This window comes from Bradyrhizobium sp. NBAIM01 (assembly GCF_020194115.1).
GTDB lineage: Bacteria > Pseudomonadota > Alphaproteobacteria > Rhizobiales > Xanthobacteraceae > Bradyrhizobium > Bradyrhizobium yuanmingense.
This window is the reverse complement of the sequence record NZ_JADYVU010000014.1, coordinates 98,548-120,979: the sequence shown is the minus strand read 5'-3', so window position 1 is coordinate 120,979 and position 22,432 is coordinate 98,548. Positions and strand designations below refer to the sequence as shown.

21 protein-coding genes are annotated in these 22,432 nt (G+C 64.5%); 13 read left to right on the top strand and 8 right to left on the bottom strand.

Annotated elements, in window-relative coordinates; genetic code table 11:
* The first annotated feature begins 92 nt into the window (after positions 1-92).
* The 10 genes from I6F31_RS30610 (at position 93) to I6F31_RS30565 (ending at position 10,392) form a co-directional block, all read left to right on the top strand.
* Positions 93-707, top strand: coding sequence for a ribonuclease D (locus I6F31_RS30610; protein ID WP_225186583.1), 615 nt, complete (start codon positions 93-95; stop codon positions 705-707).
* A gap of 163 nt (positions 708-870) precedes the next feature.
* Positions 871-1,602, top strand: a complete 732-nt coding sequence (gene lptC / locus I6F31_RS30605) for an LPS export ABC transporter periplasmic protein LptC (RefSeq protein ID WP_036003378.1) — start codon at positions 871-873, stop codon at positions 1,600-1,602.
* Positions 1,603-1,607: 5 nt separating this feature from the next.
* Positions 1,608-2,324, top strand: coding sequence for an LptA/OstA family protein (locus I6F31_RS30600; RefSeq protein WP_225186582.1), 717 nt, complete (start codon positions 1,608-1,610; stop codon positions 2,322-2,324).
* 224 nt (positions 2,325-2,548) lie between these two features.
* Positions 2,549-3,562, top strand: a complete 1,014-nt coding sequence (gene lptB / locus I6F31_RS30595; RefSeq protein WP_225186581.1) for an LPS export ABC transporter ATP-binding protein — start codon at positions 2,549-2,551, stop codon at positions 3,560-3,562.
* Positions 3,563-3,651: 89 nt separating this feature from the next.
* On the top strand, positions 3,652-5,289 hold the full coding sequence (rpoN, locus tag I6F31_RS30590; protein ID WP_225128030.1) for an RNA polymerase factor sigma-54: 1,638 nt from the start codon (positions 3,652-3,654) through the stop codon (positions 5,287-5,289).
* 81 nt (positions 5,290-5,370) lie between these two features.
* The gene (raiA, locus tag I6F31_RS30585) at positions 5,371-5,976 is read left to right on the top strand and encodes a ribosome-associated translation inhibitor RaiA (RefSeq protein WP_036009184.1); all 606 of its coding nucleotides are present in this window, start codon (positions 5,371-5,373) and stop codon (positions 5,974-5,976) included.
* A 219-nt stretch (positions 5,977-6,195) separates the two neighbouring features.
* Positions 6,196-6,657 (top strand): PTS IIA-like nitrogen regulatory protein PtsN, encoded by a 462-nt coding sequence (gene ptsN, locus I6F31_RS30580; protein WP_008141251.1) that lies wholly within the window; start codon positions 6,196-6,198, stop codon positions 6,655-6,657.
* A 347-nt stretch (positions 6,658-7,004) separates the two neighbouring features.
* Positions 7,005-8,288, top strand: a complete 1,284-nt coding sequence (locus tag I6F31_RS30575) for an O-antigen ligase family protein (protein ID WP_225144115.1) — start codon at positions 7,005-7,007, stop codon at positions 8,286-8,288.
* 13 nt (positions 8,289-8,301) lie between these two features.
* Positions 8,302-9,321, top strand: a complete 1,020-nt coding sequence (locus I6F31_RS30570; RefSeq protein WP_225144114.1) for a cellulase family glycosylhydrolase — start codon at positions 8,302-8,304, stop codon at positions 9,319-9,321.
* 231 nt (positions 9,322-9,552) lie between these two features.
* Positions 9,553-10,392, top strand: a complete 840-nt coding sequence (locus I6F31_RS30565) for an outer membrane beta-barrel protein (RefSeq protein WP_036009176.1) — start codon at positions 9,553-9,555, stop codon at positions 10,390-10,392.
* Between the two features lie 36 nt (positions 10,393-10,428).
* Here I6F31_RS30565 and I6F31_RS30560 read toward each other — a convergent pair whose 3' ends face one another.
* Both I6F31_RS30560 and I6F31_RS30555 read right to left on the bottom strand, forming a co-directional pair.
* Positions 10,429-11,055, bottom strand: coding sequence for a GNAT family N-acetyltransferase (locus tag I6F31_RS30560; RefSeq protein WP_036009173.1), 627 nt, complete (start codon positions 11,053-11,055; stop codon positions 10,429-10,431).
* 92 nt (positions 11,056-11,147) lie between these two features.
* The gene (locus I6F31_RS30555; protein WP_050991851.1) at positions 11,148-11,783 is read right to left on the bottom strand and encodes a TetR/AcrR family transcriptional regulator; all 636 of its coding nucleotides are present in this window, start codon (positions 11,781-11,783) and stop codon (positions 11,148-11,150) included.
* A gap of 303 nt (positions 11,784-12,086) precedes the next feature.
* Here I6F31_RS30555 and I6F31_RS30550 point away from each other — a divergent pair, with 303 nt between their 5' ends.
* From I6F31_RS30550 to I6F31_RS30540, 3 genes are read left to right on the top strand one after another with little or no spacing between them, the layout of a single operon-like run.
* Positions 12,087-12,890 carry an SDR family oxidoreductase gene (locus I6F31_RS30550; RefSeq protein WP_225113820.1) on the top strand — a complete coding sequence of 268 codons (804 nt, stop codon included), beginning with the start codon at positions 12,087-12,089 and terminating at the stop codon, positions 12,888-12,890.
* A gap of 38 nt (positions 12,891-12,928) precedes the next feature.
* Positions 12,929-14,059, top strand: coding sequence for a DUF5938 domain-containing protein (locus I6F31_RS30545; RefSeq protein WP_036024411.1), 1,131 nt, complete (start codon positions 12,929-12,931; stop codon positions 14,057-14,059).
* A gap of 57 nt (positions 14,060-14,116) precedes the next feature.
* The gene (locus I6F31_RS30540) at positions 14,117-15,655 is read left to right on the top strand and encodes an AMP-binding protein (protein ID WP_225186580.1); all 1,539 of its coding nucleotides are present in this window, start codon (positions 14,117-14,119) and stop codon (positions 15,653-15,655) included.
* A gap of 210 nt (positions 15,656-15,865) precedes the next feature.
* Here I6F31_RS30540 and I6F31_RS30535 read toward each other — a convergent pair whose 3' ends face one another.
* The 6 genes from I6F31_RS30535 to I6F31_RS30510 form a co-directional block, all read right to left on the bottom strand.
* Positions 15,866-16,786 carry an FAD binding domain-containing protein gene (locus I6F31_RS30535; RefSeq protein WP_225144112.1) on the bottom strand — a complete coding sequence of 307 codons (921 nt, stop codon included), beginning with the start codon at positions 16,784-16,786 and terminating at the stop codon, positions 15,866-15,868.
* On the bottom strand, positions 16,783-19,470 hold the full coding sequence (locus I6F31_RS30530; protein WP_225186579.1) for a molybdopterin-dependent oxidoreductase: 2,688 nt from the start codon (positions 19,468-19,470) through the stop codon (positions 16,783-16,785). Before I6F31_RS30530 ends, I6F31_RS30535 begins: the two co-directional genes overlap by 4 nt.
* Positions 19,467-20,108: a TetR/AcrR family transcriptional regulator gene (locus tag I6F31_RS30525; RefSeq protein WP_036009164.1), complete on the bottom strand. Its 642-nt coding sequence runs from the start codon at positions 20,106-20,108 to the stop codon at positions 19,467-19,469. Before I6F31_RS30525 ends, I6F31_RS30530 begins: the two co-directional genes overlap by 4 nt.
* A 215-nt stretch (positions 20,109-20,323) precedes the next feature.
* Positions 20,324-20,596, bottom strand: coding sequence for a DUF1150 domain-containing protein (locus I6F31_RS30520; RefSeq protein ID WP_011083553.1), 273 nt, complete (start codon positions 20,594-20,596; stop codon positions 20,324-20,326).
* Positions 20,597-20,646: 50 nt separating this feature from the next.
* Positions 20,647-21,072 (bottom strand): Hsp20 family protein, encoded by a 426-nt coding sequence (locus I6F31_RS30515; protein ID WP_024338612.1) that lies wholly within the window; start codon positions 21,070-21,072, stop codon positions 20,647-20,649.
* Positions 21,073-21,340: 268 nt separating this feature from the next.
* Positions 21,341-22,429, bottom strand: coding sequence for a sn-glycerol-3-phosphate import ATP-binding protein UgpC (locus tag I6F31_RS30510; RefSeq protein WP_036009161.1), 1,089 nt, complete (start codon positions 22,427-22,429; stop codon positions 21,341-21,343).
* Positions 22,430-22,432: the final 3 nt, after the last annotated feature.

The following is a 22,432-nucleotide window of genomic DNA, read 5'->3' as shown; positions in this document are numbered from 1 at the left end:
TTGAGCATGATCTTTTCGGAAAACCGCTGCACACTTTTCCGGATCATGCTCTAGCCTATGATATCGACGCACCGATTCGACCCGAGGGTTTCATGACCGTACGCCTGCACCGCGGCGACCTGCCCGACCTGTCCCGCTACACCGGAGCGGTGGCGATCGACACCGAGACCATGGGGCTGAACCCGCACCGCGACCGTCTCTGTGTGGTGCAGCTCTCGCCCGGCGACGGCAGCGCCGACGTGGTGCAGATCCCCAAGGGCCACACCGACGCGCCGAACCTGAAGGCGCTGCTCGCCAATCCTGGGGTCACGAAGATATTCCACTTCGCGCGGTTCGACGTCGCGGTGCTGTACCAAACCTTCGGCATCATGACCGGGCCGATTTATTGCACCAAGATTGCGTCCCGCCTGACCCGCACCTACACCGACCGCCACGGCCTCAAGGACCTCGTCCGCGAGGTGCTCAACATCGACCTCTCCAAGCAGCAGCAGTCCAGCGACTGGGGTTCCGACAGCCTGAGCGAGCCGCAGCTCGCCTACGCCGCCTCCGACGTGCTGCATCTGCATGCCTTGCGCGAGCGACTGGACGCCATGCTGGTGCGGGAAGGCCGCAGCCACCTGGCGCAGGCCTGTTTCGACTTCCTGCCGACCCGCGCCCTGCTGGACCTCCAGGGCTGGGCGGAAGAGGACATTTTCGCGCACTCCTGAAGGCCCCCGTGGCGGTTGGCCCGGGATTGCCGCCCCGTTTCGGACACTTTCGTAACGGCCTGTCGCCGGCTGCATATTTGGGCGGCGCCGGATAGAATGGGGTGCGCCCCCTCGACCGGACAAGGCGAGCGATACGTCAGGAGACAGGTAAGCAGGAACCCCGGTGAATTCGGCCCAGAACCCCACCTACGACGCCGCGCTTGCGGCGAAGTTTGCCAGCGCGGCCCGCCACAGCCGCCTGGTGCGGATTCTGCGCATCGCGGTCCCGGGTGCTGTGGTGCTGTCCATGGCTGTCATCGTCGGCGTCTCGATCTTCAATCCGTTCCGCATGCTGATGCCGAAGCTGCCGCTCGACTCCGGAAATCTGGTGGTGTCGGGCACCAAGATCACGATGGAATCGCCGCACCTCGCCGGCTACACGCCGGACCAGCGGCCCTACGAGCTCTGGGCCAAGACCGCGACGCAGGACATCACCGATCCCGATCATGTCGATCTCAATGACCTGCGTGCGAAAGTGCTGATGGAGGACAAGTCGACCCTGTTCCTCGATGCCCGCACCGGCCGCTTCGACAACAAGCAGCAGCAGCTCGATCTGCGCAAGGATATCTTGCTACGCACCTCGACCGGCTACGAAGCCCGGCTGAACTCGGCCTTCGTCGACATGGGCAAGGGCACGGTCTCCTCGGACGAGCGCGTCGACGTCAAGCTGACCAATGGCACGCTGAGTGCGGATCGCCTGCGAATTACCGAAGGCGGCGACGTCATCCGCTTCGAGGGCAATGTGGTGATGCATCTGGACAAGCTGGATGAACCCGCCGCTGCTCAGCCTGGACCAACCGAGCCTGCGCCGACGAAGACGCGCACGCCTCAGAACAAGTCTGCCAATTCGAAGTGATTTTCATGATGAAGTTCTTCTCGCGCAACGACAACAGGCGCAGCGCGATCGTCAGCGCAGCCGCGCTTGCCTTTGGTGTCTTGATCGTATCCGGTGAAGGCCGCACGCAGAGTTCGGCGACTGCGCCCAACAACGCGCTGCAGGGCTTTACGCAAAACCGCGATCAGCCAATTCAGATCGAAGCGGCCTCGCTCGAGATGCGCGACAAGAAGAAGGAGGCGACCTTCTCCGGCAATGTGAAGGTCGTGCAGGGCGACACCACCATGACCTCGAAGACGCTGGTGGTGTTTTACGATTCGGGCGGCGGCGACAAGCCGGCCGCGCCGCAGCCTGCGGCGAAAGCGACCAAGAGCGCGCCGATGCAGTCGGCGCAGCCGGGTCCGGGCGGCAGCTCCTCGATCAAGCGGCTCGAGGCGCGCGGCAATGTCGTGGTCACCCAGAAGGACCAGGTGGTGACGGGGGAGACCGCCGTGTTCGACACCAAGACCAACCTGATCACCATGTTCGGCGGGGGCTCGGGCCAAGTCGTCATGACCCAGTGCAAGAACGTCATGCGGGGCGATCGGCTGACTGTCGATATGACGACCGGCGTGTCACGTGTGGAATCCGACAGCGGCCGGGTTCAGGTCCTGCTGCCGCAGGGCTCCAGCAACGATTGCGGTTCGGGCAAGCCCGGCGGCGCGCCGCCTTTGCAGTTACCCGGTGCAAGTAAACCAAAATGAATTCAACGGCTTGGTTCGGATGCGGCCGAACCGAGGGTTGAAGCCTGCCCGGCGAGCCTGTATCTAGCGCGCAGGGCTTTCGAAGCGGGGTCCGCCGCTATTCGGGCGTGTTTCACTGGGCATGAGACATTCCTTCACCCATGCTGCGTCGGCCAATCGCTCAGGCTGGCGCGACAGATCGCGCGGATTTCGCGCAAGACGACGCCAAAGGCTAGAAGGCGGGGATGGTCGATCTCTTCAGCATGTTCCGTCGGCGCCCCGCCAAGCGCGGCCGGCCAGGATTTGCGCGTCAGGACATCACTGCGCTCGGGGACAGCGTCGGCGGCCTCGTGCCCAGTCCCGTCAGGGACACGCCGATTGCCCGCGACCAGCCCCGCGGGCCCGACCAGTTCCAAGGTGACTACACGGGCGACTACGAGGCCGACTATCAGGCCGAGCTGCGTCCGCAGGCGGTTCATCCCGTCCGAACGGCCGCCAGGTCCAACGGTGCCGGCGCGCCGCAGCTGTTGAAGCGGCCCGGATTCCTGGCTGTGCATAGCGTGGAAAAGGCCTTTGGCAGCCGCCAGGTGGTGCGCGGCGTCAGCATCTATGTGCGCCGCGGCGAGGCCGTCGGCCTGCTCGGCCCGAACGGCGCCGGCAAGACCACCGTGTTCTACATGATCACCGGCCTGATCAAGGCCGATCGCGGCGCGATCGAGCTCGACGGCCACGACGTCACCAAGCTGCCGATGTATCAGCGCGCGCGGCTCGGCATCGGCTATCTGCCGCAGGAAGCCTCGATCTTCCGCGGCCTCACCGTCGAGCAGAACATCCGCGCCGTGCTCGAAGTGGTCGAGCCCTCGCGCAAGAAGCGCGAGCAGCAGCTCGACTCGCTGCTCGACGAGTTCAACATCACGCGCTTACGGAAATCACCGTCGATCGCGCTGTCCGGCGGCGAGCGTCGCCGCGTCGAAATCGCGCGCGCGCTGGCGACGCGGCCGAACTACATGCTGCTCGACGAGCCCTTCGCCGGCATCGACCCGATCGCGGTCGGCGACATCCAGGACCTCGTCCGCCATCTCACCAATCGCGGCATCGGCGTGCTGATTACCGACCACAATGTCCGCGAGACGCTCGGCCTCACCGACCGTGCCTATATCGTCTATGCCGGGGAAATCTTGACCGAGGGAACCCCGGATGAGATCGTTGCCGATCCGGACGTGCGCCGCCTTTACCTTGGCGAGGAATTCCGCCTCTAGCCCTTTTTTCCAATCGTCAAGCCGTGTACATCGGGCTGAGACTAGGATAAGCAAAAATCGGACCAACTTTTGGGATCGGTTCTTGCTTCATGGCGCTTACGCAGAGATTAGAGTTCCGGCAATCGCAGTCGCTGGTCATGACGCCGCAGCTGATGCAGGCGATCAAGCTGCTGCAATTGTCCAATCTCGATCTCACGACCTTCGTGGAAGAGGAGCTCGAGCGAAACCCGCTGCTGGAACGGGCCAGTGACGAGGCCCCCGCGGGCGAAGCTTCGGCCGAGGCCGGCAGTTACGGCGATTCCGGGGGCGGCCAAGGTGACGGTCATGGCGATGGCCAGGGCGAGGACGGCTTCGGCGGCAGCGCGGAAGGCTTCGAGCCGGGCCAGGAAGAATGGATGAGCAAGGATCTCGGCACCCGCGCCGAGATCGAGCAAACCCTGGACACCGGCCTCGACAATGTCTTCTCCGAGGAGCCGGCCGAGGCGGCCGCGCGCAACGCGCAGGATGCCGCGCCAACCACCTATACCGAATGGGGCGGCGGCGCCTCCGGTGACGAAGACTACAATCTCGAAGCTTTTGTCGCGGCCGAGACGACGTTGTCGGGCCATCTCGCCGAGCAGCTCTCGGTTGCCTTCACCGCGCCCGCGCAACGCATGATCGGCCAGTACCTGATCGACCTCGTCGACGAGGCCGGCTATCTGCCGCCCGATCTCGGCCAAGCCGCCGAGCGTCTCGGCGCGTCGCAGGCCGAGGTCGAAAGCGTCCTCGCCGTGCTGCAAAAATTCGATCCGCCCGGGGTCTGCGCGCGTTCCTTAAGCGAATGCCTGGCGATCCAACTGCGCGAGCTCGACCGCTACGACCCCGCGATGCAGGCGCTGGTCGAGCATCTCGATCTGCTCGCCAAGCGCGACATCGCGGCTCTTCGCAAGATCTGCGGCGTCGACGACGAGGACATCGCCGACATGATCGGCGAGATCCGCCGCCTCAATCCCAAGCCCGGCATGAAGTTCGGCTCGGCGCGCCTGCAGACCATGGTGCCCGACGTCTATGTCCGCCCGGGTCCCGACGGCGGTTGGCATGTCGAGCTCAACAGCGACACCTTGCCGCGCGTGCTGGTCAACCAGACCTATTATTCCGAGCTGTCGAAGAAGATCGGCAAGGACGGCGACAAGTCCTATTTCACGGATGCGTTGCAGAACGCGACCTGGCTCGTGCGCGCGCTCGACCAGCGCGCCCGCACCATCCTGAAAGTGGCGACCGAGATCGTGCGCCAGCAGGACGGGTTCTTCACCCACGGTGTCGCCCATTTGCGCCCGCTCAATCTGAAGGCCGTCGCCGACGCCATCCAGATGCACGAATCCACGGTGTCGCGTGTCACCGCCAACAAATACATGGCGACCAACCGCGGCACGTTCGAGCTGAAATATTTCTTCACGGCCTCGATCGCCTCGGCCGACGGGGGCGAAGCGCATTCGGCGGAAGCGGTGCGTCACCACATCAAGCAGCTGATCGATTCGGAGGAGCCCTCCGCGATCCTGTCGGACGACACCATCGTGGAACGCTTGCGCGCCTCGGGCATTGATATTGCCCGCCGCACGGTCGCGAAGTACCGCGAAGCCATGCGCATACCTTCCTCGGTGCAACGCCGCCGCGACAAGCAGAGCGCTCTTGGTAACGTCCTCTCTACCGCCTTGTCCGATCGCTCCCGCAATCCCGAACCGGCCTGATTGCGCTGGCGCCAAATCGCGCTACTCTCGATGCCCCATCGAGACCGATCCAAGCTGGGCACCAACCAAGCGAGGCATCACATGACTCTCAGAATCTCGGGAAAGAGCATCAGCGTCGGCGAGGCGCTGCGCGGCCGCGTTGCCGACCGCACCGACGAGGTGCTGCGCAAATATTTCGACGGCAATTATTCCGGCCACATCACGCTGAGCAAGGACGGCTTCGGCTTTCGCACCGATTGCGCCCTGCATCTCGATTCAGGAATCACGCTGGAAGCCGATTCGAACGCACCGGATGCCTATGCCAGTGCCGACCAGGCGCTGGTGATGATCGAGAAGCGGCTGCGGCGCTACAAGAACCGGCTCAAGGACCGCTCCGCGCGCAAGGCCCATGCCGCCTCCGAGGCGATGGCTGCGCTCGACGCCACCAGCTATGTGCTGGAAGCGCCCGGAGAGGGCGAAGAGGAAGTCGCCGGCTACAGCCCCGTCATCATCGCGGAGCAAACCACGTCGCTGAAGCGGCTCTCGGTCAGCGAAGCCGTCATGGAACTCGATCTCAGCGGGGCACCCTGCCTGGTATTCCAGCATGGCTCGTCCGGTCGGGTGAACATCATTTACCGCAGGGCGGACGGCAATGTGGGTTGGATCGACCCGCCGGGAGCCAAGGTGGACGGCCAGGGCGGTGGCTAGGCCCGCCAGCCGGCGCCCGTACCATCCCGGCCCTTAACAATGACGGGGGCAAAGCCGCACGCGGGAGTTGGCACCGGGATTGCGTTGGAGTAGAAGCCCCCCACATCTGGATCGGGGCTAAGTCCGCCTCCTGCTTCATGTTATTGACGCCGGCCGAGCTTGGTCTATCAAGCTGGCCAAATCGGAACCTGACGGTTTAATTCACCTCGGAAAGCTTCCATGCCGATTACCGATCTGGTCGCGCCCGAGGCGATTCTCCCGGCATTGAAAGTCAACAGCAAGAAGCAGGCGCTGCAGGAGCTGGCGGCCAAGGCCGCCGAGCTGACCGGGCAGAACGAGCGCTCGGTGTTCGAGGTGCTGCTGCAGCGGGAGAAGCTCGGCACCACCGCGGTCGGCTATGGCGTCGCCATTCCGCACGGCAAGCTGCCCAAGCTGGAGAAGATCTTCGGCCTGTTCGCGCGGCTCGATCGTCCGATCGACTTCGAGGCGATGGACGGCCAGCCGGTCGATCTCGTCTTCCTGCTGCTCGCCCCTGAAGGCGCCGGCGCCGATCACCTCAAGGCGCTCGCCCGCATCGCCCGCCTGCTGCGCGACCAGGACATCGCCAAGAAGCTCCGCGCCTCGCGCGATGCGCAGGCGATTTATTCCGTGCTGGCGCTGCCGCCGGCAACGGCGGCGTAACCTTTCTTTTTTCCCGCCCGGCAAGGGCCCAATCGTGTCTCGCACCTGATTGTGAGGGCGGCGTCCCGTCATGCCACCTTGATCTCAAAGGTAGAAGGTACGACAATCTTCCCGCCTGAGACGCACGGCACAGTGGGCGGCGCCAACATCCGCTGAGAGCCGTTCGAAGCCGTGGACCGAGCGGACGTGACTGGGAATGGAATGACGCCGTTGCGCCTCGCCGCCGCGGCGGGAGAGCGGCTCTGGGAATCAGGCCTCGACCGGCCGATGCCCGCGGTAGGCGCGCGTGCGAAGGCGCTCGTAGTGCACGGTGTGGGAAGATCCGCCGCGCTTCAGGCGGTCCGCTCATGACCAGCCTGCACGATTCCGAGGAGGACGCCAGCGCGATCTGGACAGCGCCCCGCGTCGGCGTGGAGAAGCTCGCCAGAATCGTGATGCGTGGCTCGATCACCGTCAATGTGATCGCGTCGATGGGTGTCCTGCAGCCCGCGCTGCTTCCCGCAGAATGGAGCTTCGTGCAACAGGCCGTTGCGCTGTTGATGTGGGTCATCCTGATCTACGCCAGTGCCTTCGTGCGACCCTGCCTGCGCGTGCAGCCCAATCCCGATTTCATCGCGCTGGTCGCATTCTATGCTCTCGCCGCTGTTTCTGTGCTCTGGACCGGCCTCGCCACCGCGGCGATCATGAAGAGCGCGGCCCTCGTGATGACGACCTTTGGTGCGTACTGCCTGATCACGCGGATCGACATCGACGAGATCGTCGGAGCGACGGCGCTGGGACTCTTCATCTTGGTCGCCGCCTCGGCCCTGTGCGCGGTTTTCGTGCCCGAGATCGGCGTCGATCAGAGCTGGATGCACAACGGCCAGTGGCAGGGAATCTACGAATCGAAGCAGACCCTCGGTTTCATCAGCGCCTATCTGATGTTCTTTGCCTGCTATCAGAAGATGACGGGCCAGGGCTGGACAGTTTTTCTGCTGACGTTTCTCCTGGCATCGACATGCGTCATCGCCTCGGAATCGCGTGGTGCCGGTGCCGTTGCAATTGCCGCCGGTGCACTACTCATGACCTCCCTATGGTCGATCCGCTGCATGAGGATTTACGCGGTGCTGCCGGTCGTCATGTGCATCCTGGCTGCGCTCCTGATCCTGTATTTCTATGTCACGGGCTACGATTCCATCCATCTCGGCGAATCGACCATCAATCTGACCGAGCGGACCTTCATCTGGCAGTACGCCATCGGCCATTTCGACGATGCGCCGCTGCTGGGCTTCGGCATCAACGGGTTCTGGACGCGCCCTGCGATTTACGACTATTTCAACCAGAACCACGGCTGGGTGCTGGACAATTATCATAGCGGCTATATCGCGGTGGCGATGGAAACCGGATTCCTGGGATACGTGCTGTTCGTGGCGAGCGTCTATCTGTTCTCGGAAAAGGTCCTGTACCTGATCGCCACGCGGACGATCGACCGTCGCCACTGCGCTCTCATCATCGGATTCGTCGTCCTCAGCTTTCAATCGAATTTCACGGAGACGATGTTCCTTCGCTCGACGATGTTCACTTCGGTGCTGCTCGTCGCATTCTTCTTCGCGGTGTGCAGGCCGGTGCCACAGCAAGGCCTGCAGCAATGATGGGGCAGCCAGGATGAATGCCATCTGCGTCCGCTGGGCTGTGACTTTCGGTCTCGCCTTCGCGCTCTCCGTGCTTGCAATCTGCTCCCCGGCAGAAGCAGCCGGACAGGCCGCGTCCGCGCCCCCAAAACTGGGGCGCGGCGTCAACATCCTCGGCTATGACGGCATTTGGGAGGGAGGCCGGAACGCGCCATTTCGTCTGGACAACCTCACCGCGATCAGGCGCGCCGGGTTCTCGCACGTCCGGATCAATTTCTTCGGCTTCAAGTTCATGGACCCGGAGAATGCGCTGGATGAGATCGTCTTGAGGCGGCTCGATGCCGTGATCGAGGAGGTGCTCGCCCGAAATCTCATCCCCATCCTGGACGAGCACGATACCCATATCTGTCAGCGCGACGTCTCCGCGTGCGCCGGGAAGCTGAAAGCGTTCTGGACGCAAATCGCCGCGCGCTATGCCGGAAAATATCCGAGGCTCGTCTTCGAGGTGCTCAATGAGCCGGGCGGGCAGATGACGTCCGCCGCCTGGAACGCCCTTCTGAACGAATGTCTCGGCATCATCCGCGCCACCAACCCCCGGCGGCCGGTGATCGCCGCGGTTCTCAACGTCGACGAGATGCCCGTCGAGGACTTGGTCCTGCCGCCGGATGACCGAAATATCATCGTCACGTTTCACTATTACGCGCCGATCCGCTTCACCCATCAGGGCGCACCGTGGTCGCCGACGTTCTCGCAAATAGGCCCGCTCGATTGGGGCACGCCGGAGGACGAGCAGAAGGCGCGCGCCGATTTCGACAAGATCCGGTCCTGGTCCGAACGGGAGAAGCGTCCGATCTATCTCGGTGAGTTCGGCGTATACGAGGCCGCGCCAGCCGAAGCACGGACGAGATATCTGTCGTTCGTGGCGCGAAGCGCGGAGCGGCTCGGCTGGGCCTGGGCCTATTGGCAATTCGATCATGATTTCGCAGCCTTCGACAGCGCGCGTCAAAGCTGGAAGCCGGAGATCATGCGGGCGCTGATTCCGGCGGGGCGGTGAGGCAGGGGCGTGACCTGAACTCGGCCGCGCCGGTGCGAAGCCATCCGACGATCGGATAGTTCAGCCTGGAGCGCCGTCATCAGGCTTAAGGCGCCGTGTTGCGGCGCGTTGTGATCAAACAGTATCGAAGTACCAAATGTATCGGAGTGTTGCTCCTCGAATACAGCGCGCGGAGGCCGGCCGATGTACCTTACCGGAGATTTCTATCGCTGATTGCTTCGGGGGTGACGAATGAAACGACTGCTGCTGGCGACGTCGGCTCTGATTGTCGCAGGCTCCGCTCAAGGTGCCGATCTGGGAGCTCGTCCCTACACGAAAGCGCCGGTTGCGGCGGCCGTGCCTTTCAGTTGGACCGGCTGCTATGTCGGGGGTCATGTCGGCGGCGGTGCGAGCCGAACGGGCTTCACGGATCCCGGCATCGGAACGGGGGCGGTCATCTCGCCTGCAATGACTATAGGCAGTGTGCCTGGTGATCGCATTGGGGTGAACGGAGACGTCGGAATTGTAGGAGGCGTTCAGGTAGGTTGCGACTACCAATTTGCCAGCAATTGGGTGCTCGGGATTGCCGGCGATTTCACGGCCACCGATCTTCACGGCACCGCCAACGATCCCTTCTTCGCCGGAAAGACCGGCGCGCCCGCCACTCTATCGAGCCGCACCGACTGGGTCGCCAGCGTCACGGGTCGGGTCGGCTACACATGGGATCGCTTGCTCGTTTATGGCAAGGGCGGCGTCGGGTTTGCGCATGACCGATACAATCTGAACAATTTCTCGTCGATTGGCGGCTTCTTTTGTCCCGGTGTGGGATTCCTCGTTTTTGAGCCCTGCAATTCAAGCGCCAGCACCGATCGTGTCGGCTGGGTGGCAGGTGCCGGTGTCGAGTGGGCCTTCGCCCCGAACTGGTCGGCCTTGGTCGAGTACACTCACTACGGCTTCGACAGCAAGCGCGTGGGATTCGCCAATCCAGCCGCCGCCACCACCGCGTTGATCGATATTCGTCAGGACATCGATATCGTGAAGGTAGGTATCAACTATCGGTTCGGCGGGTCACCCGTCGTCGCGAAGTACTGATTGATCGCTTAAGCAGACAAAGGGAGCGGCCGGGGCTCAACCTCGCGCCGCTTCCATGCGATTCACGATCCGCTGCCCGATCGGGCTCTTCAACCAGGCCTGGAAACCGGGCCGGTCCCAGATCATCCGACGCAATACCAGAAGCGATCCATCCGTATGCGATCGCACCGGTTTTTCGGGTTCGGGCTCGAGCGTCCATCCGAGCTTGGACAGATATTGAATGGTCGTCTGATTGCGCTCCAGCACGAACGCGCGGATGCGGCTCAGCTTGAGATCGTCGAACACGAACCTGAGCAGCGGAATGAAGGTGTTCACCGTCGCTCCGGCATTGCGGTGCTCCTTTTCTCCGATCACGGCGCTGACGAGCGCCTCGCTCGCCGCCGCGTTGATGTCGAGGCGGATGAAGCCGACATGGATGCGGCTGCCGCGCTCGAATATCCCGAGCAGGAGCCGTTCGCGCTGATCGAAGGATTTGATGTAGTCGGCGATCTCCGCCTTGGTCATCGCGCGCGGTGACGTGTTGAGGACATGCACGGTCCAGGGATCGGACAACCAGTCCGCCCAGCGCTGCGAGGCGTCATCGCGCTTGATGGTGCGCAGAAAATAGCGCCCGGCCGGAAACCACAATTGCTGCTTGGGCAGACGTTCGACTTTCGGCGGCATGCCGCATCTAAGCAGTTTCGAGACGGACGATCAATTTGGATGGCGCTAACGTGCAGGTCTCGTGCGGCGACGGTGGGCGCCGCTTCCGCGCTTCAGCAGACCGTCGGCAGCAGGCGCCGGACTTCGTCGAGCAGTTCGGGGACCGCCCTCTTGTCACCCGCGAGGTGCTTGAGCAGCGCACTCTGGAACAGACCGTCGAACAGCGCGTAGAGCGCGCCTGGCGACGACGCCGGCCGCTTGCCGCCGAGCTCGGCATAGCGCGAGGCAATGCGCCAGATCATCGCTTCCAGGCTCTTGTCGATCTCGAGGACATCCTTGCGAAACGCCGCCTCGAACATCGCCTGCGAGCGCAAATCGTACCAAAGCCGGTGCATGCGGGCTTCGTTCTGCAGCGTTGCTGCGAGCTTGGCGAGGAAGCCCTCCGTCAATTCGTCGCGGCTCGTCGCTGTCGCGACGACCTCGTCATAGCGCGTCACGCACTTGGCCTTGTAGTGGCGAACGCAGCAGCAGATCAGGTCGAGCTTGTCGCTGAAATAATAGTGGAACACGCCGTGCGTGAACGCCGAGTTCTGCGCGATCTCCCGCAGGCTGGTCCGGGCGAAGCCGAGCTCTCCAAGCGTTTCGAGCGCGGCCTCGGCAAGCTCGATGCGTCGCGCGTTGAACTTGTCGTCTCGCACGATCTCCGCCACGGCCTCTCGCTTCGCCGCTCCTGTCGCTTGCCGCGCCATCGTCGCGCTGTCTCCCGTCTCTTGGTCACCACGATCACGTCGTCGGTCATCGTCTACAGACCATCCTCTTTGACAACTGTCAAATTTTGTCCTTGACAACTGTCAAGTTCCGGGAGGAGTGTGCGCGCCAAGAAATTTGGACAGTCGTCAAGACGTCAGCAAATGGAGGAAATGCACTCGCCGGCGCCGCGCCGCCGGAACGGACTCGCATGCCGTTGCGCAACCGCGCCGGCACCGTGCTGCCAACCCAGCACGCACCGATCATCAGCGAACAGATCAGTCCAAGCCAAGGGAGGACGTGCGATGAGTGAGAAGAGTCTTGATGGCCGCAAAGCCCTGGTCACCGGCGGAGCCCGCGGGATAGGAGCGGCTATTGCAGAAGCACTGGCGCGCTCCGGTGCGGCGGTCATGATCGGCGACATTCTCGATGACGTCGGCAAGGATAGCGCCGGCGAGATCGCCAGGCTCGGAGTGAAGACCGGCTTCGTGCATCTCGATGTCGCCGACGATGCGCAGTGGGAGAAAGCGACTGCTGCGACGGTCGCCACCCTCGGCGGCTACGACATCCTCATCAACAATGCCGGCATCGAGATCACGTCGCTGGTCAGCGAGATCAGGGCCGAGGATGCGCGGCGGATGTGCGACGTCAACATCGTCGGCACCGTGCTCGGCATGAAGCACGCCTTCCGCGCGATGCGGCCGGGTGGACCGGCGGGCAAAGGCGGCGCGGTCGTCAACATCGCGTCTGTCGCGGCGACGATCGCCTTCCCGAGCATCGCGGTCTATTCCGGCACGAAATCTGCGGTCGATCGCATGACGCGGGTCGCGGCGATGGAGGCCGGCAAGCTCGGTTATGGCGTGCGCGTCAACTGCATCTATCCTGGCTTGATCCCGACCGACATGGGCCTGCAGCTCGCCAACGACATCGTCAAGATCGGTCTCGCGCCCGACGTCAACGCCGCGGTCGGCTCGGTGGTGGAGCAGACGCCTCTCGGCAAGCTCGCGGAGGTCGGCGACATCGCCAATGCTGCGGTGTTCCTGTGCTCGAACGAAGCCCGCTTCATCACCGGCATCGGACTGCCGGTCGATGGCGGCATGGGAATGTGAGCTGCAAACCCGACAACGAACATTTCGGAGGAACGACAATGAGCGCGAAGAAGCCCGTCATCGTCTATGGCGCGTCCGGCTACACCGGCCGGCTGGTCTGCGAATACTTACGCGAGTACAACATCCCCTTCATCGCCGCGGGGCGCAGCGCGGAGAAGCTCAACGCCGCAATGAAAGCGAACGTGGCCGGTATCGAGACCGCCGACTACGAGGTGGTGGAAGTGCCGCACACCGTGAGCGCACTGACGGAGCTGTTCAACGGCGCCTCGGTGGTGCTCAACACCGTGGGCCCCTTCGCCAGGTTCGGTGCCGAGGTGGTGCAGGCTTGCTGGGCGTCCCGATGCCACTACACCGACACGACAGGCGAGCAGGACTGGCTGATCACGCTCGAGCAGGAATGGGGCACGAAGTTCGCCAATGCCGGCCTGCTGCTCGCGCCGGGCATCGCGCAGATGTACACCACCGGTGAGATTGCGGCGCAGCTGTGCCTGGAGACGCCCGGCCTCGACACGCTCGATATCGCCGTGTTCTGGGGCGGCAGCCCGACCATCGCCTCGACGCAGACCATCCTGGTCAACGCCGCGATGGCAAAGGCCTACTATCTGGAGCAGAACAAGTATGTCGAGCATCAGGCGGATGCCGGCCTCTACAACCTCGCCATCCCCGGCCAGCATGAGCTCGCACTGGCGCTGCCCTGGGGCGGCACCTCGCACCCGGTGTGGTTCAAGCGCGATCCGCGCGTGGCCAACGTGAAGGTGCTGGGCGGCGTGTTCAACCGCGCGCTGATGCTGGGCGTGCCGCAGATCGTCGCCGCCGCGCTGGACGCGACCAAGAACATGAACCCCGACGACCGCTACACTGCTTTGGCGCAGACCGCCGCCGGCGTGATGAACACCATGCCGCCGCGCGAGAACCCGCGCGTCAACAAGTCGCTGGATTCGGTGCATGCCTCTGGCCCGCTCGGGCGCGCGCACTGCGTCATCAACGGCAACAGCAATTACAAGCAGACCGGCTTGTTGCAGGCCTATGCCGCGGCGCATCTGCTGCAGCAGCCGCCCAAGCGCGTGGGTTTCGCCTCCGGTTGCCAGGCGTTCGGTCATCACGAGCTGCTCGGCCAGCTGCGCAGCTTCGGGCTGGTCAGCAGACCGATCCTCACCGTGCACGACTGAGCAAGATCACGGGTGGCGCGGCCGCGCGCCACCCGCCAGCTGCTTCCGGGATTGATCATGCGCTTCATCGATTACCTCGACAAAGGTGCCTCGCTCGGCCCCGATGCGCCGTGCCTGACCATGGACGGGCGCGATCTCAGCTACCGCGAGGTGCAGTTGCTGAGCTATCGCGTCACGCGCGGGCTCGCGCGATCGGGTATTGCTGCCGGCGAGAAGGTCGCAATCCTTTCCGGCAACGATCCGGTCGCGTTTGCATGCGTGTTCGGGATTTCCCGCGCGGGCTCGGTTTGGTGCCCGATCAATCCGCGCAACGAGGCGGCCGAGAACCGGCTCATCCTCGACCAATTCGACTGCAGCCTGCTGCTGTTTCACTCGAGCTTCGCGCCGATGGTCGAGGCGGTGCGTGCAGAGCTGCCGAAGCTGCGTGTCCTCGTCTGCCTCGATGCCGAGTTGCCCTTCGCGCCCTCGTTCGACGGCTGGCTCGCGGGCCTGTCCGCCGACCAATATCAACGCGAGACGGTCGACGATCTCGCGATGCTTCCCGGCACCGGCGGCACCACCGGAAAGCCGAAGGGAGTCATGCTGTCGGGTCGCAACATCGAGGCCATGACGGCACTGACGCTGATGGGCTATCCCTTCAAGGGTCGTCCGGTCTATCTCGCGCTCGCGCCGTTGACCCATGCGGCCGGTGTGCTGTGTTTCCCGATCATGGCGCTCGGCGGCCGCGTCGTGATCATGCATCGCCCCGACATCGCCGAATTCCTCGATTTGATCGAGCGCTACCATGTCACGCACACCTTCCTGCCGCCGACATTGATCTACATGCTGCTCGATCATCCCAAGCTCGACTCGGCGAAGCTCGGGTCTCTGCAATGCTTCTGGTACGGCGCGGCACCGATCTCGGCCGCACGGCTTGCGGAGGCGCTCCGGCGCATCGGGCCCATGGCGCAGTTGTTCGGTCAGACTGAAGCGCCGATGATGATCTCGATGATGGCACCGGATGAGCATTACAATGCCGATGGCACGATCGCGATGGAGCGCCTCGCCTCGGCGGGGCGGATCAGCCCGTTGGTGCAGGCCGGCATCATGGATGGCGACGGCAATTTGCTGCCGACCGGCTCACGCGGCGAGATCGTGGTTCGCGGCTCGCTGGTGATGGAAGGCTACTACAAAAATCCCGAAGCCACGGCGGAGGCCTCCGCGCATGGCTGGCACCACACCGGCGACATCGGCTACATCGACGACGATGGCTACCTCTACATCGTCGATCGCGCCAAGGACATGATCATCACCGGCGGGTTCAACGTCTATTCGATCGAGGTCGAGAACGCGCTGCGGGCGCATGAGGCGGTACAGGATTGCGCCGTGATCGGCCTTCCGGACGAGAAACGGGGTGAGCGTATCGTCGCCGTGGTGCAGCCCCGTGCCGGCCAGAGCGTCGATGCGACGGCGCTGGCGGCCTTCGTCAAGCAGCGGATCGGCAGCGTCAAGACACCGAAGCAGATCGAAGTCTGGGACGATCTGCCGCGCTCCAAGGTCGGCAAGGTGCTGAAGCCGGATATCCGCGCGCGGCTGGCAGATCGCTCAGGCGGTTAGTTAGAGCGAAATGGCTTTAGGTTGAATCGATTGTCGCGGCTTGTTCACCTCTCCCGCTTGCGGGAGAGGTCGCGCCGAAGGCGCGGGTGAGGGCTTTCTCCTCTTGGGGATTGTCCCATTGCGGAAGCACCCTCTCCCCAACCCTCTCCCGCAAGCGGGAGAGGGAGCGCACCTCCGGCGTTGCGTGATCAAGCCACATCTCATCGCGCTTCAGCCCGAAAGCCGCTCCAGCACGTCGCGCACCAGCCCTTGCAGGAGATCGAGCTTGTAGGCCGTCATCGGCAATGGTTTGGCACCCGAGCTCGCCGCTTTCGCCGCTTCTGCGATCGATGCCGCATTGGCAAGCTTGCCGCTGAGCTGGACTTCCACGGCGGTGAGGCGAAGCGGCACGGGCGCGACGCCGCCGGCAGCGAGACGCACCAGCTGGAACTTGCCGCCGGCGATCACGACGCGGGCGCAGAGTTCCACCAGCGGCCATTCCGCATAGGTCCGGCTGATCGCCCGCTTGTAGGAAGCGCGCTCGCCTTGAAGCGGAGCAGGAAGCGCAATGCTCTTGATCATCTCGCCTGCTGCGAGTGTATGATCGGCGTGCGCGACCGAGCCGTCGCCGAGGAGACCGCTAATCGTCAATCCGCTGCGCCGGTCCGTGGTGATGGTCGCATCATAGGCGAGCAGAGCCGCCGCCATGGTCGAGGGATGCGGCGCGATGCACGGTCCGAGATCGAAGGCAACGCCATAGAGATGATTGCCGGAACGGGCAGGGCAGGTGCTGCCGCCTTTCTTCAGGCAATCGATGTCGGCCCGGCGGAAATACCAGCAGCGTGAACGCTGCGCGAGATTGCCGCCGAGCGTGGCAACGTTGCGCACCTGTGGCGTGGCGAGTCCCTGCGCGCTCGCCGCAATGCCGGGATAAGCGGCGAGGATGCGCGCGTCGGTCGCGATCGTGGCGATGGTGGCGAGCGCGCCGATCCGGGCCGCTCCATCGGCTCCCCAGCTGATCGTCTTGTCGCCGCTGGTCGAGATATCGATCAGCATTCCCTGCGACACCCCGCTGCGGCGGCGTTCGCTGAAGTCGGTGCCTCCGGCGCGGAATTCAGGCGTGGGATTGGCGGTGATGACGGCGACACTCATGCTGCATCCCTCCCTTTCAGCGCGGCCACAAGACGATCGGGCCGGAACGGAATTTCAGTCAGTCTCACGCCGATCGCATCGCGGATGGCGTTGGCGATCGCGGGCGAGGTCGGCACGGTGGCGACTTCACCGATGCCGACGCTGCCGCCCGGCACATGCTCGAAACCGGCCTCGTCGAAATGCACGTCCAGTTTCGGCATGTCGGCAATCCCCGGGATGCGGTAATCCTCCATGCTGCCGCTCAGGATGTGGCCGCTCGAGGGATCGGTCTCCCGCGACTCATAGAGTGCGTAGCCGATGCCCTGAATCACCGCGCCCGCGGCCTGGCTTCGCGCCAGCGCCGGCGCGGCGAGCTTGCCGACCGCGAGGCCCGTATAGGCGTTGAGCACGCGCACATGGCCGAGCCAGGTGTCGACCTCGACTTCCATCACCTGCACCGAGCTCGGCACGCCGGCGCCGACCACCATGTGGCTCATCAGACGCAGCACCCAACCGAACACCCGGCCCATGATGCCCGCCTCGTGCAGCGCGGGCCTGACGCCGGGCGGCGGCTTGCCGTCCTCCTGGCGCTTGGCCGACACGGCGATATCAGGGGAGGCCGCGATCATCTCGCGCCACGGCGCGTTCGAGCCCGGAGCAGGTGTGCGAGAGGCGGTGCGCCTGATTTCCGCTTTGAGCTTGTCGATGGCGAGCAAGGTCGGCGGCACCACCGAGGCGGTGACGCGGCTGCCGCCGGAGCCCGGTCCGCGCGGCAGGCTGGAGCGGCCGATGCGAACGTCCACATCATGCGGCTCGAGATCGAACGCCTTCGCGACGGTGTTGGCGATCACGCTGCGTGTGCCCGTGCCGATATCCTGGACCGCGCAGCTTGCGACGATGCGGCCGCCCTTGATCGCGAGTTCGACCGAGGAGCCGGTCTGCCAGAGATAGAGCCAGTAACCGGTGGCGACGCCGACGCCGCGCCGGTAGCGGCCGGTCTGCGATGCGGCTGGCTTGCGGCTCTTCCAGACGTCGAGGCCGGCAGCCCAGTCGTACAGTCGCTGGCGGTTGGGATCGGGGTCCCAGAGCTTGCGCAGCTGAATCGGATCGACCTTCATGCGCAGTGCGGCTTCGTCGACCGCCTGCTCCAGCGCAAACGACATCGGCGGACCGCCGGGGCCGCGGAACGGCGCGCCGGGCGGCAAATTGCTGAGCACGTCGAAGTCGACGAGCTCCTTTGCTTCGGCCGGATAGATCAGCCGCGCCAGGCCCGCGATCAGCGAGTTCACGGCGGCGCCGGTGTCTGCATGGGCAGTGAGCGACAGCGCCTTGAGGCGGCCTTCCGCAGAAGGCAGCAAGGACAGCTTCAGCTCGGCGGCCGGACGATAGCCGGTGACGGAAAGCTCCTCTTCACGATCGAAGGCGACGCGCACCGGCGCTTTCGCGGCGCGCGCAAGCTCGATCGCGGCGATGGTCTCCAGCCCAACGCTGCCCTTGGAGCCGAATCCGCCGCCGACATGATCGGCGATCACACGCACCTTGTCGTGCGGAAGACCATAACGCTTGGCGATCTTCTCCATGCTCTCGTGGATGGCCTGGGTCGAGATGTGCACAATGAGCTGATCGCCATCGAACCTGGCCACGGCGGCATGTGGTTCGAGGCTTGCGTGCTGTTGCGTCGAGACCCGAAAGGTCTCCTCGACCAGCAGCGGATTGCGTCGCTGGCGCGCCTCGTCAAGCCAGCTCTTGGCGCGCTTGGCTTTCTGCGAGAACGGCGCCGAGGGCCCGCGCACATTGCCCTTCCACGACACCGGAGCGCCGCCTGCGCCCTCGGACACGTTGCCGGCACGCTTGCGGTCCTTCTTCTCGAACACGACGGGTGCATCGTCGCGTCGCGCTGCATCGAGCCCGATCACAGCGGGCAAAGGCTCGGGCTTGAAGCTGATCGCGGCGATGGCCTGCAGTGCGGTGCGGCGGTCCTTGGCCGCGACGGCTGCAATCGGCGCGCCGACGAAGCGGACCATGTTGTCGTCGTCGAGCAGCGGAACGACCGCGGCAACACCGGCAATGGCGCGCGCCGGCGCCAGATCAAGGCCGGTGATCCTCGCATGCGCGACGTGCGCGCGCAGGATGACGCCTTCGAGCTGGCCGTCATGGTGGACGTCGACGGTGTAGCGGGCGAGGCCCGTCACCTTGTCACGGGCTTCCAGCCGCGGCGCGATGGGCTCGATGCCGTCGAAGCGGCCCGAACAAGCCTCCGCCACAGCGCGAAAAATGCCTTCATAGGCGCCGCAGCGGCAGAGATGTCCAGATAGCGCGGCGGCGATCTCCTCGCGCGAGGGTGTCGCCGCGCCCTTGGTCGCGCGCCAGCCGTCATGGAAGGCGGCGGCTTCGACCACGAAGCCGGGTGTGCAGAAGCCGCATTGCAGGGCATCGTGCGCCATGAACGCCTTCTGCACCGGATGCAATCCGGCGGCTCCGACGCCCTCGATGGTTGTCAGCGATTTGCCCGCGGCCGCCTGCGCCGGCAACAGGCAGCTCACGACCGGCGTGCCGTCGAGCAGCACGGTGCAGGCGCCGCAGACGCCGGAGCCGCAGACGAGTTTGGTGCCGGTGAGGCCGCCATCGCGGATCACGTCGATCAAGAGCGCATCCGGATCGTCGGGCAGCACCAGAGGCCGTCCATTGATGGTCGTGCTGGTCATTTTCGAACTCCCGTTTTGCGTTGGGACTTCTTTGCGGACGGCGCCATCGCGCCGGCGATCAGCATGCGCAGCATGGTCTCGAGCTGTTTCAGGAACGCGTCGACCGGCTGCATGGAAGGGAAAGCGGATTTGGTGCCGTGGATCGCCATCTCGACGCAGCGCGCGAGCTCGCGCACGCTGACGCCGCTTTCGAGGTTAAGCTTTCGCTTGCGGCACACCCGCGCGATCGTGGTTGCGATCTCGTCGGCGAAACGGTTGGAATAGCTCTGGTAGAGGTCGCGCGCCTGTGCGAGGTGCTCGGAAAACAGCTCCTCGGTATGGGGCGAGTCCTTCAGCGAAGCGAGCAGCGACTGCATTCGCGCGCCGATCTCGGCGACCAGGATGTCGGCAAGCTCGAGGCCCGCTTCTTCCGCCGCCTTCGCGGCCGCGATTTCCGCAGCGAGCCCCTGCGCGTAGATCCGCTCGAGCACGGCGCGAAACAGCGCCTCCTTGGAGGCGAAGTGATGATAGAGCGCCTGCCGCGTCAGTCCGGCTTCCTCCGCCGCCAGCTCGATCGAGGAGCGGCGGAAGCCGTGGCGCCGGAACACGCGCAAGGCGGCGTCGAGGATCCGGTCCTGGGGAGGGGCCTTGGCCTGCATTTTGTCAGATTTGACAAACGCGAACGAAATGTCAAATCACGGATTGATGACGGTCTCGTGCGCGCAAGAGCCAAGGCCGCCCGCGGGGCGGGAACATCGCCGAATTCCCGTTGGCTGGCGATGGCGACGCGAATACCTCGCCGCCCAAATGAAAACGGGCACGCCTTCTTGCGAAGGCATGCCCGTTTGAAACCCTATTCGTGCGACGCGCGTGCTTAGTGCACGCTCACCGCTTGCAGCTCGTTGCTCCAGGCGTTGGCGACTGCGGCTTCGCGGCTGTCGGTCAGCATGATCGGCGTGCCGTCGGCGGCGTGGAGCGCGAAAAGCTTGAGGCCCGGCGCGATCTTGGGCGCCTCGGGGAACAGGCCCGGCACGTCCTCGGAGCGGATCTGCTTCACATAGGCGATATGGCCTTCGCCCAGGGTTGCCAGTGTCTCCGGAGAGACGTTCTTGGCTTCGTATTCGAACGCAACGTGACCTTCACTCATGGTCTCGACTCCTCTGGAACACTAAGCGGTCGAGTCCGCTACTCGTTCCATTATTCGTGCTCATTGATAGCGATTGTCTTAACGATCCGCTCCGGTTCAGGCCGGGCCAGATCGATCGACAACAACCCGTTCTTCAGATCCGCACCCAGCACCAGCATCCCCTCCGCCAGCACGAAGGTGCGCTGGAAGTGGCGCGCGGCGATGCCGCGATGGATGTATTGCCGGGTCTTGTCGTCCTGCTGCCGCCCGCGGATCACGAGCTGGTTTTCCTCAATGGTTACATCGAGTTGGTCGCGCGTAAATCCGGCGACCGCCAGCGTGATGCGCAAACGCTCGGGCTGGCCGTCCGTGCGGTCGCACCTCTCGATATTGTAGGGAGGATAACCGTCGGCGCCTTTGACGACCCGATCGAGCACGCGCTCGATCTCGTCAAAGCCCAGCAGGAAGGGACTGGAGAGCGTTGGAACACGAGACATAGTTTACAAAGTCCTCTCGAAGCGACTTTGGTGCATCAGGGCCCGCGAGCGGCGCCCCTTGATCAGCAATATGGGCATGTTCCCCTGTGGGTTCAAGCAGGTAGCGGGGGAGGCTGTGGACGGGCCACTTTCCGCCATCGCCCGAATGCCTGGTTCGTCGTGGTTGGCATGACGCGTCGCGCGAGGCGATTTATCCCAACAAAAACAAACCCCCTTCTACTGTGCATGGGGTTGTTTTCGCACTTTTGTCGTCGGGCCCCGGAGCTGCTCAGCCCTTGAGCCGCGTCCGCCCGTCGTCACTGAACAGATGCAGCTTCGCCCGCACCGCCGCGACACGGATTCTCGCGCCGATGGCGGGCGCTTGGGTTCCGGGAATGCGGACGATGACCTCGCCGGGCGGCAGCTCGCCGGGCGTGGCGGCGACGCGCTGGTCCTCCTGCTCGCGGGAGCCGTAGACGAAGGTCTCGGCGCCGACGCGCTCGATGGCTTCCACGGTGAGCGGCAGGACGAGGCCGCCGGCCGGCGTCTCGTCGGTGATGACGAAATCCTCCGGGCGGATTCCGACGATGCCGGCATCGGCCGCGGCGCTGCCGGCGAGCTGCGACCGGATCTCCTCGGGCCGCGTCGACATCAAGTTCATCGGCGGCGCGCCGATGAAGGAGGCGACGAAGGTCGTGGCCGGCTTCTCGTAGATATCAAGCGGATTGCCGACCTGCTCGACCTGGCCGCCGTTCATCACGACAAGAATGTCGGCGAGCGTCATCGCCTCGAGCTGGTCATGGGTGACGTAGATCGACGTCGTGTTGAGCCGGCGCTGCAATTTGCGGATCTCGACCCGCATCGCGATGCGCAGCTTGGCGTCGAGGTTGGACAGCGGCTCGTCGAACAAAAAGACTTTCGGCTGGCGCACGATGGCGCGGCCCATGGCGACGCGCTGGCGCTGGCCGCCGGAGAGCTGGCGCGGCTTGCGCTCCAGCATGGCGGAGAGCTCGAGCACACGCGCGGCTTCCTCGACGCGGGTCTTGATTTCGGCCTCGGCCATGCCGCGGTTGCGCAGGCCATAGGCCATGTTGTTGTAGACGCTCATATGCGGATAGAGCGCGTAGTTCTGGAACACCATCGCGATGTCGCGATCGGCGGGCTCTACTCCGTTGACGACGCGGCCGCCGATGTCGATCTCGCCGCCGGTGACCGTCTCCAGCCCCGCGACCATGCGCAGCAGCGTGGACTTGCCGCAGCCGGAGGGGCCGACCAGCACGCAGAACTGTCCGTCGCCGACATCGACGTCGACGCCCTTGATGGCCTCGAAGCCGCCGGGATAGGTTTTGCGGACGCTGCGCAGGGTGACGTTGGCCATAAG

What these genes read in the sequence shown, in the direction of transcription:
- I6F31_RS30610 (WP_225186583.1), top strand. Translation starts at nt 93, where the DNA reads ATGACCGTACGCCTGCACCGCGGCGACCTGCCCGACCTGTCCCGCTAC.
- I6F31_RS30600 (WP_225186582.1), top strand. Translation starts at nt 1,608, where the DNA reads ATGATGAAGTTCTTCTCGCGCAACGACAACAGGCGCAGCGCGATCGTC.
- lptB (WP_225186581.1), top strand. Translation starts at nt 2,549, where the DNA reads ATGGTCGATCTCTTCAGCATGTTCCGTCGGCGCCCCGCCAAGCGCGGC.
- rpoN (WP_225128030.1), top strand. Translation starts at nt 3,652, where the DNA reads ATGGCGCTTACGCAGAGATTAGAGTTCCGGCAATCGCAGTCGCTGGTC.
- raiA (WP_036009184.1), top strand. Translation starts at nt 5,371, where the DNA reads ATGACTCTCAGAATCTCGGGAAAGAGCATCAGCGTCGGCGAGGCGCTG.
- ptsN (WP_008141251.1), top strand. Translation starts at nt 6,196, where the DNA reads ATGCCGATTACCGATCTGGTCGCGCCCGAGGCGATTCTCCCGGCATTG.
- I6F31_RS30575 (WP_225144115.1), top strand. Translation starts at nt 7,005, where the DNA reads ATGACCAGCCTGCACGATTCCGAGGAGGACGCCAGCGCGATCTGGACA.
- I6F31_RS30570 (WP_225144114.1), top strand. Translation starts at nt 8,302, where the DNA reads ATGAATGCCATCTGCGTCCGCTGGGCTGTGACTTTCGGTCTCGCCTTC.
- I6F31_RS30565 (WP_036009176.1), top strand. Translation starts at nt 9,553, where the DNA reads ATGAAACGACTGCTGCTGGCGACGTCGGCTCTGATTGTCGCAGGCTCC.
- I6F31_RS30560 (WP_036009173.1), bottom strand. Translation starts at nt 11,055, where the DNA reads ATGCCGCCGAAAGTCGAACGTCTGCCCAAGCAGCAATTGTGGTTTCCG.
- I6F31_RS30555 (WP_050991851.1), bottom strand. Translation starts at nt 11,783, where the DNA reads ATGGCGCGGCAAGCGACAGGAGCGGCGAAGCGAGAGGCCGTGGCGGAG.
- I6F31_RS30550 (WP_225113820.1), top strand. Translation starts at nt 12,087, where the DNA reads ATGAGTGAGAAGAGTCTTGATGGCCGCAAAGCCCTGGTCACCGGCGGA.
- I6F31_RS30545 (WP_036024411.1), top strand. Translation starts at nt 12,929, where the DNA reads ATGAGCGCGAAGAAGCCCGTCATCGTCTATGGCGCGTCCGGCTACACC.
- I6F31_RS30540 (WP_225186580.1), top strand. Translation starts at nt 14,117, where the DNA reads ATGCGCTTCATCGATTACCTCGACAAAGGTGCCTCGCTCGGCCCCGAT.
- I6F31_RS30535 (WP_225144112.1), bottom strand. Translation starts at nt 16,786, where the DNA reads ATGAGTGTCGCCGTCATCACCGCCAATCCCACGCCTGAATTCCGCGCC.
- I6F31_RS30530 (WP_225186579.1), bottom strand. Translation starts at nt 19,470, where the DNA reads ATGACCAGCACGACCATCAATGGACGGCCTCTGGTGCTGCCCGACGAT.
- I6F31_RS30525 (WP_036009164.1), bottom strand. Translation starts at nt 20,108, where the DNA reads ATGCAGGCCAAGGCCCCTCCCCAGGACCGGATCCTCGACGCCGCCTTG.
- I6F31_RS30520 (WP_011083553.1), bottom strand. Translation starts at nt 20,596, where the DNA reads ATGAGTGAAGGTCACGTTGCGTTCGAATACGAAGCCAAGAACGTCTCT.
- I6F31_RS30515 (WP_024338612.1), bottom strand. Translation starts at nt 21,072, where the DNA reads ATGTCTCGTGTTCCAACGCTCTCCAGTCCCTTCCTGCTGGGCTTTGAC.
- I6F31_RS30510 (WP_036009161.1), bottom strand. Translation starts at nt 22,429, where the DNA reads ATGGCCAACGTCACCCTGCGCAGCGTCCGCAAAACCTATCCCGGCGGC.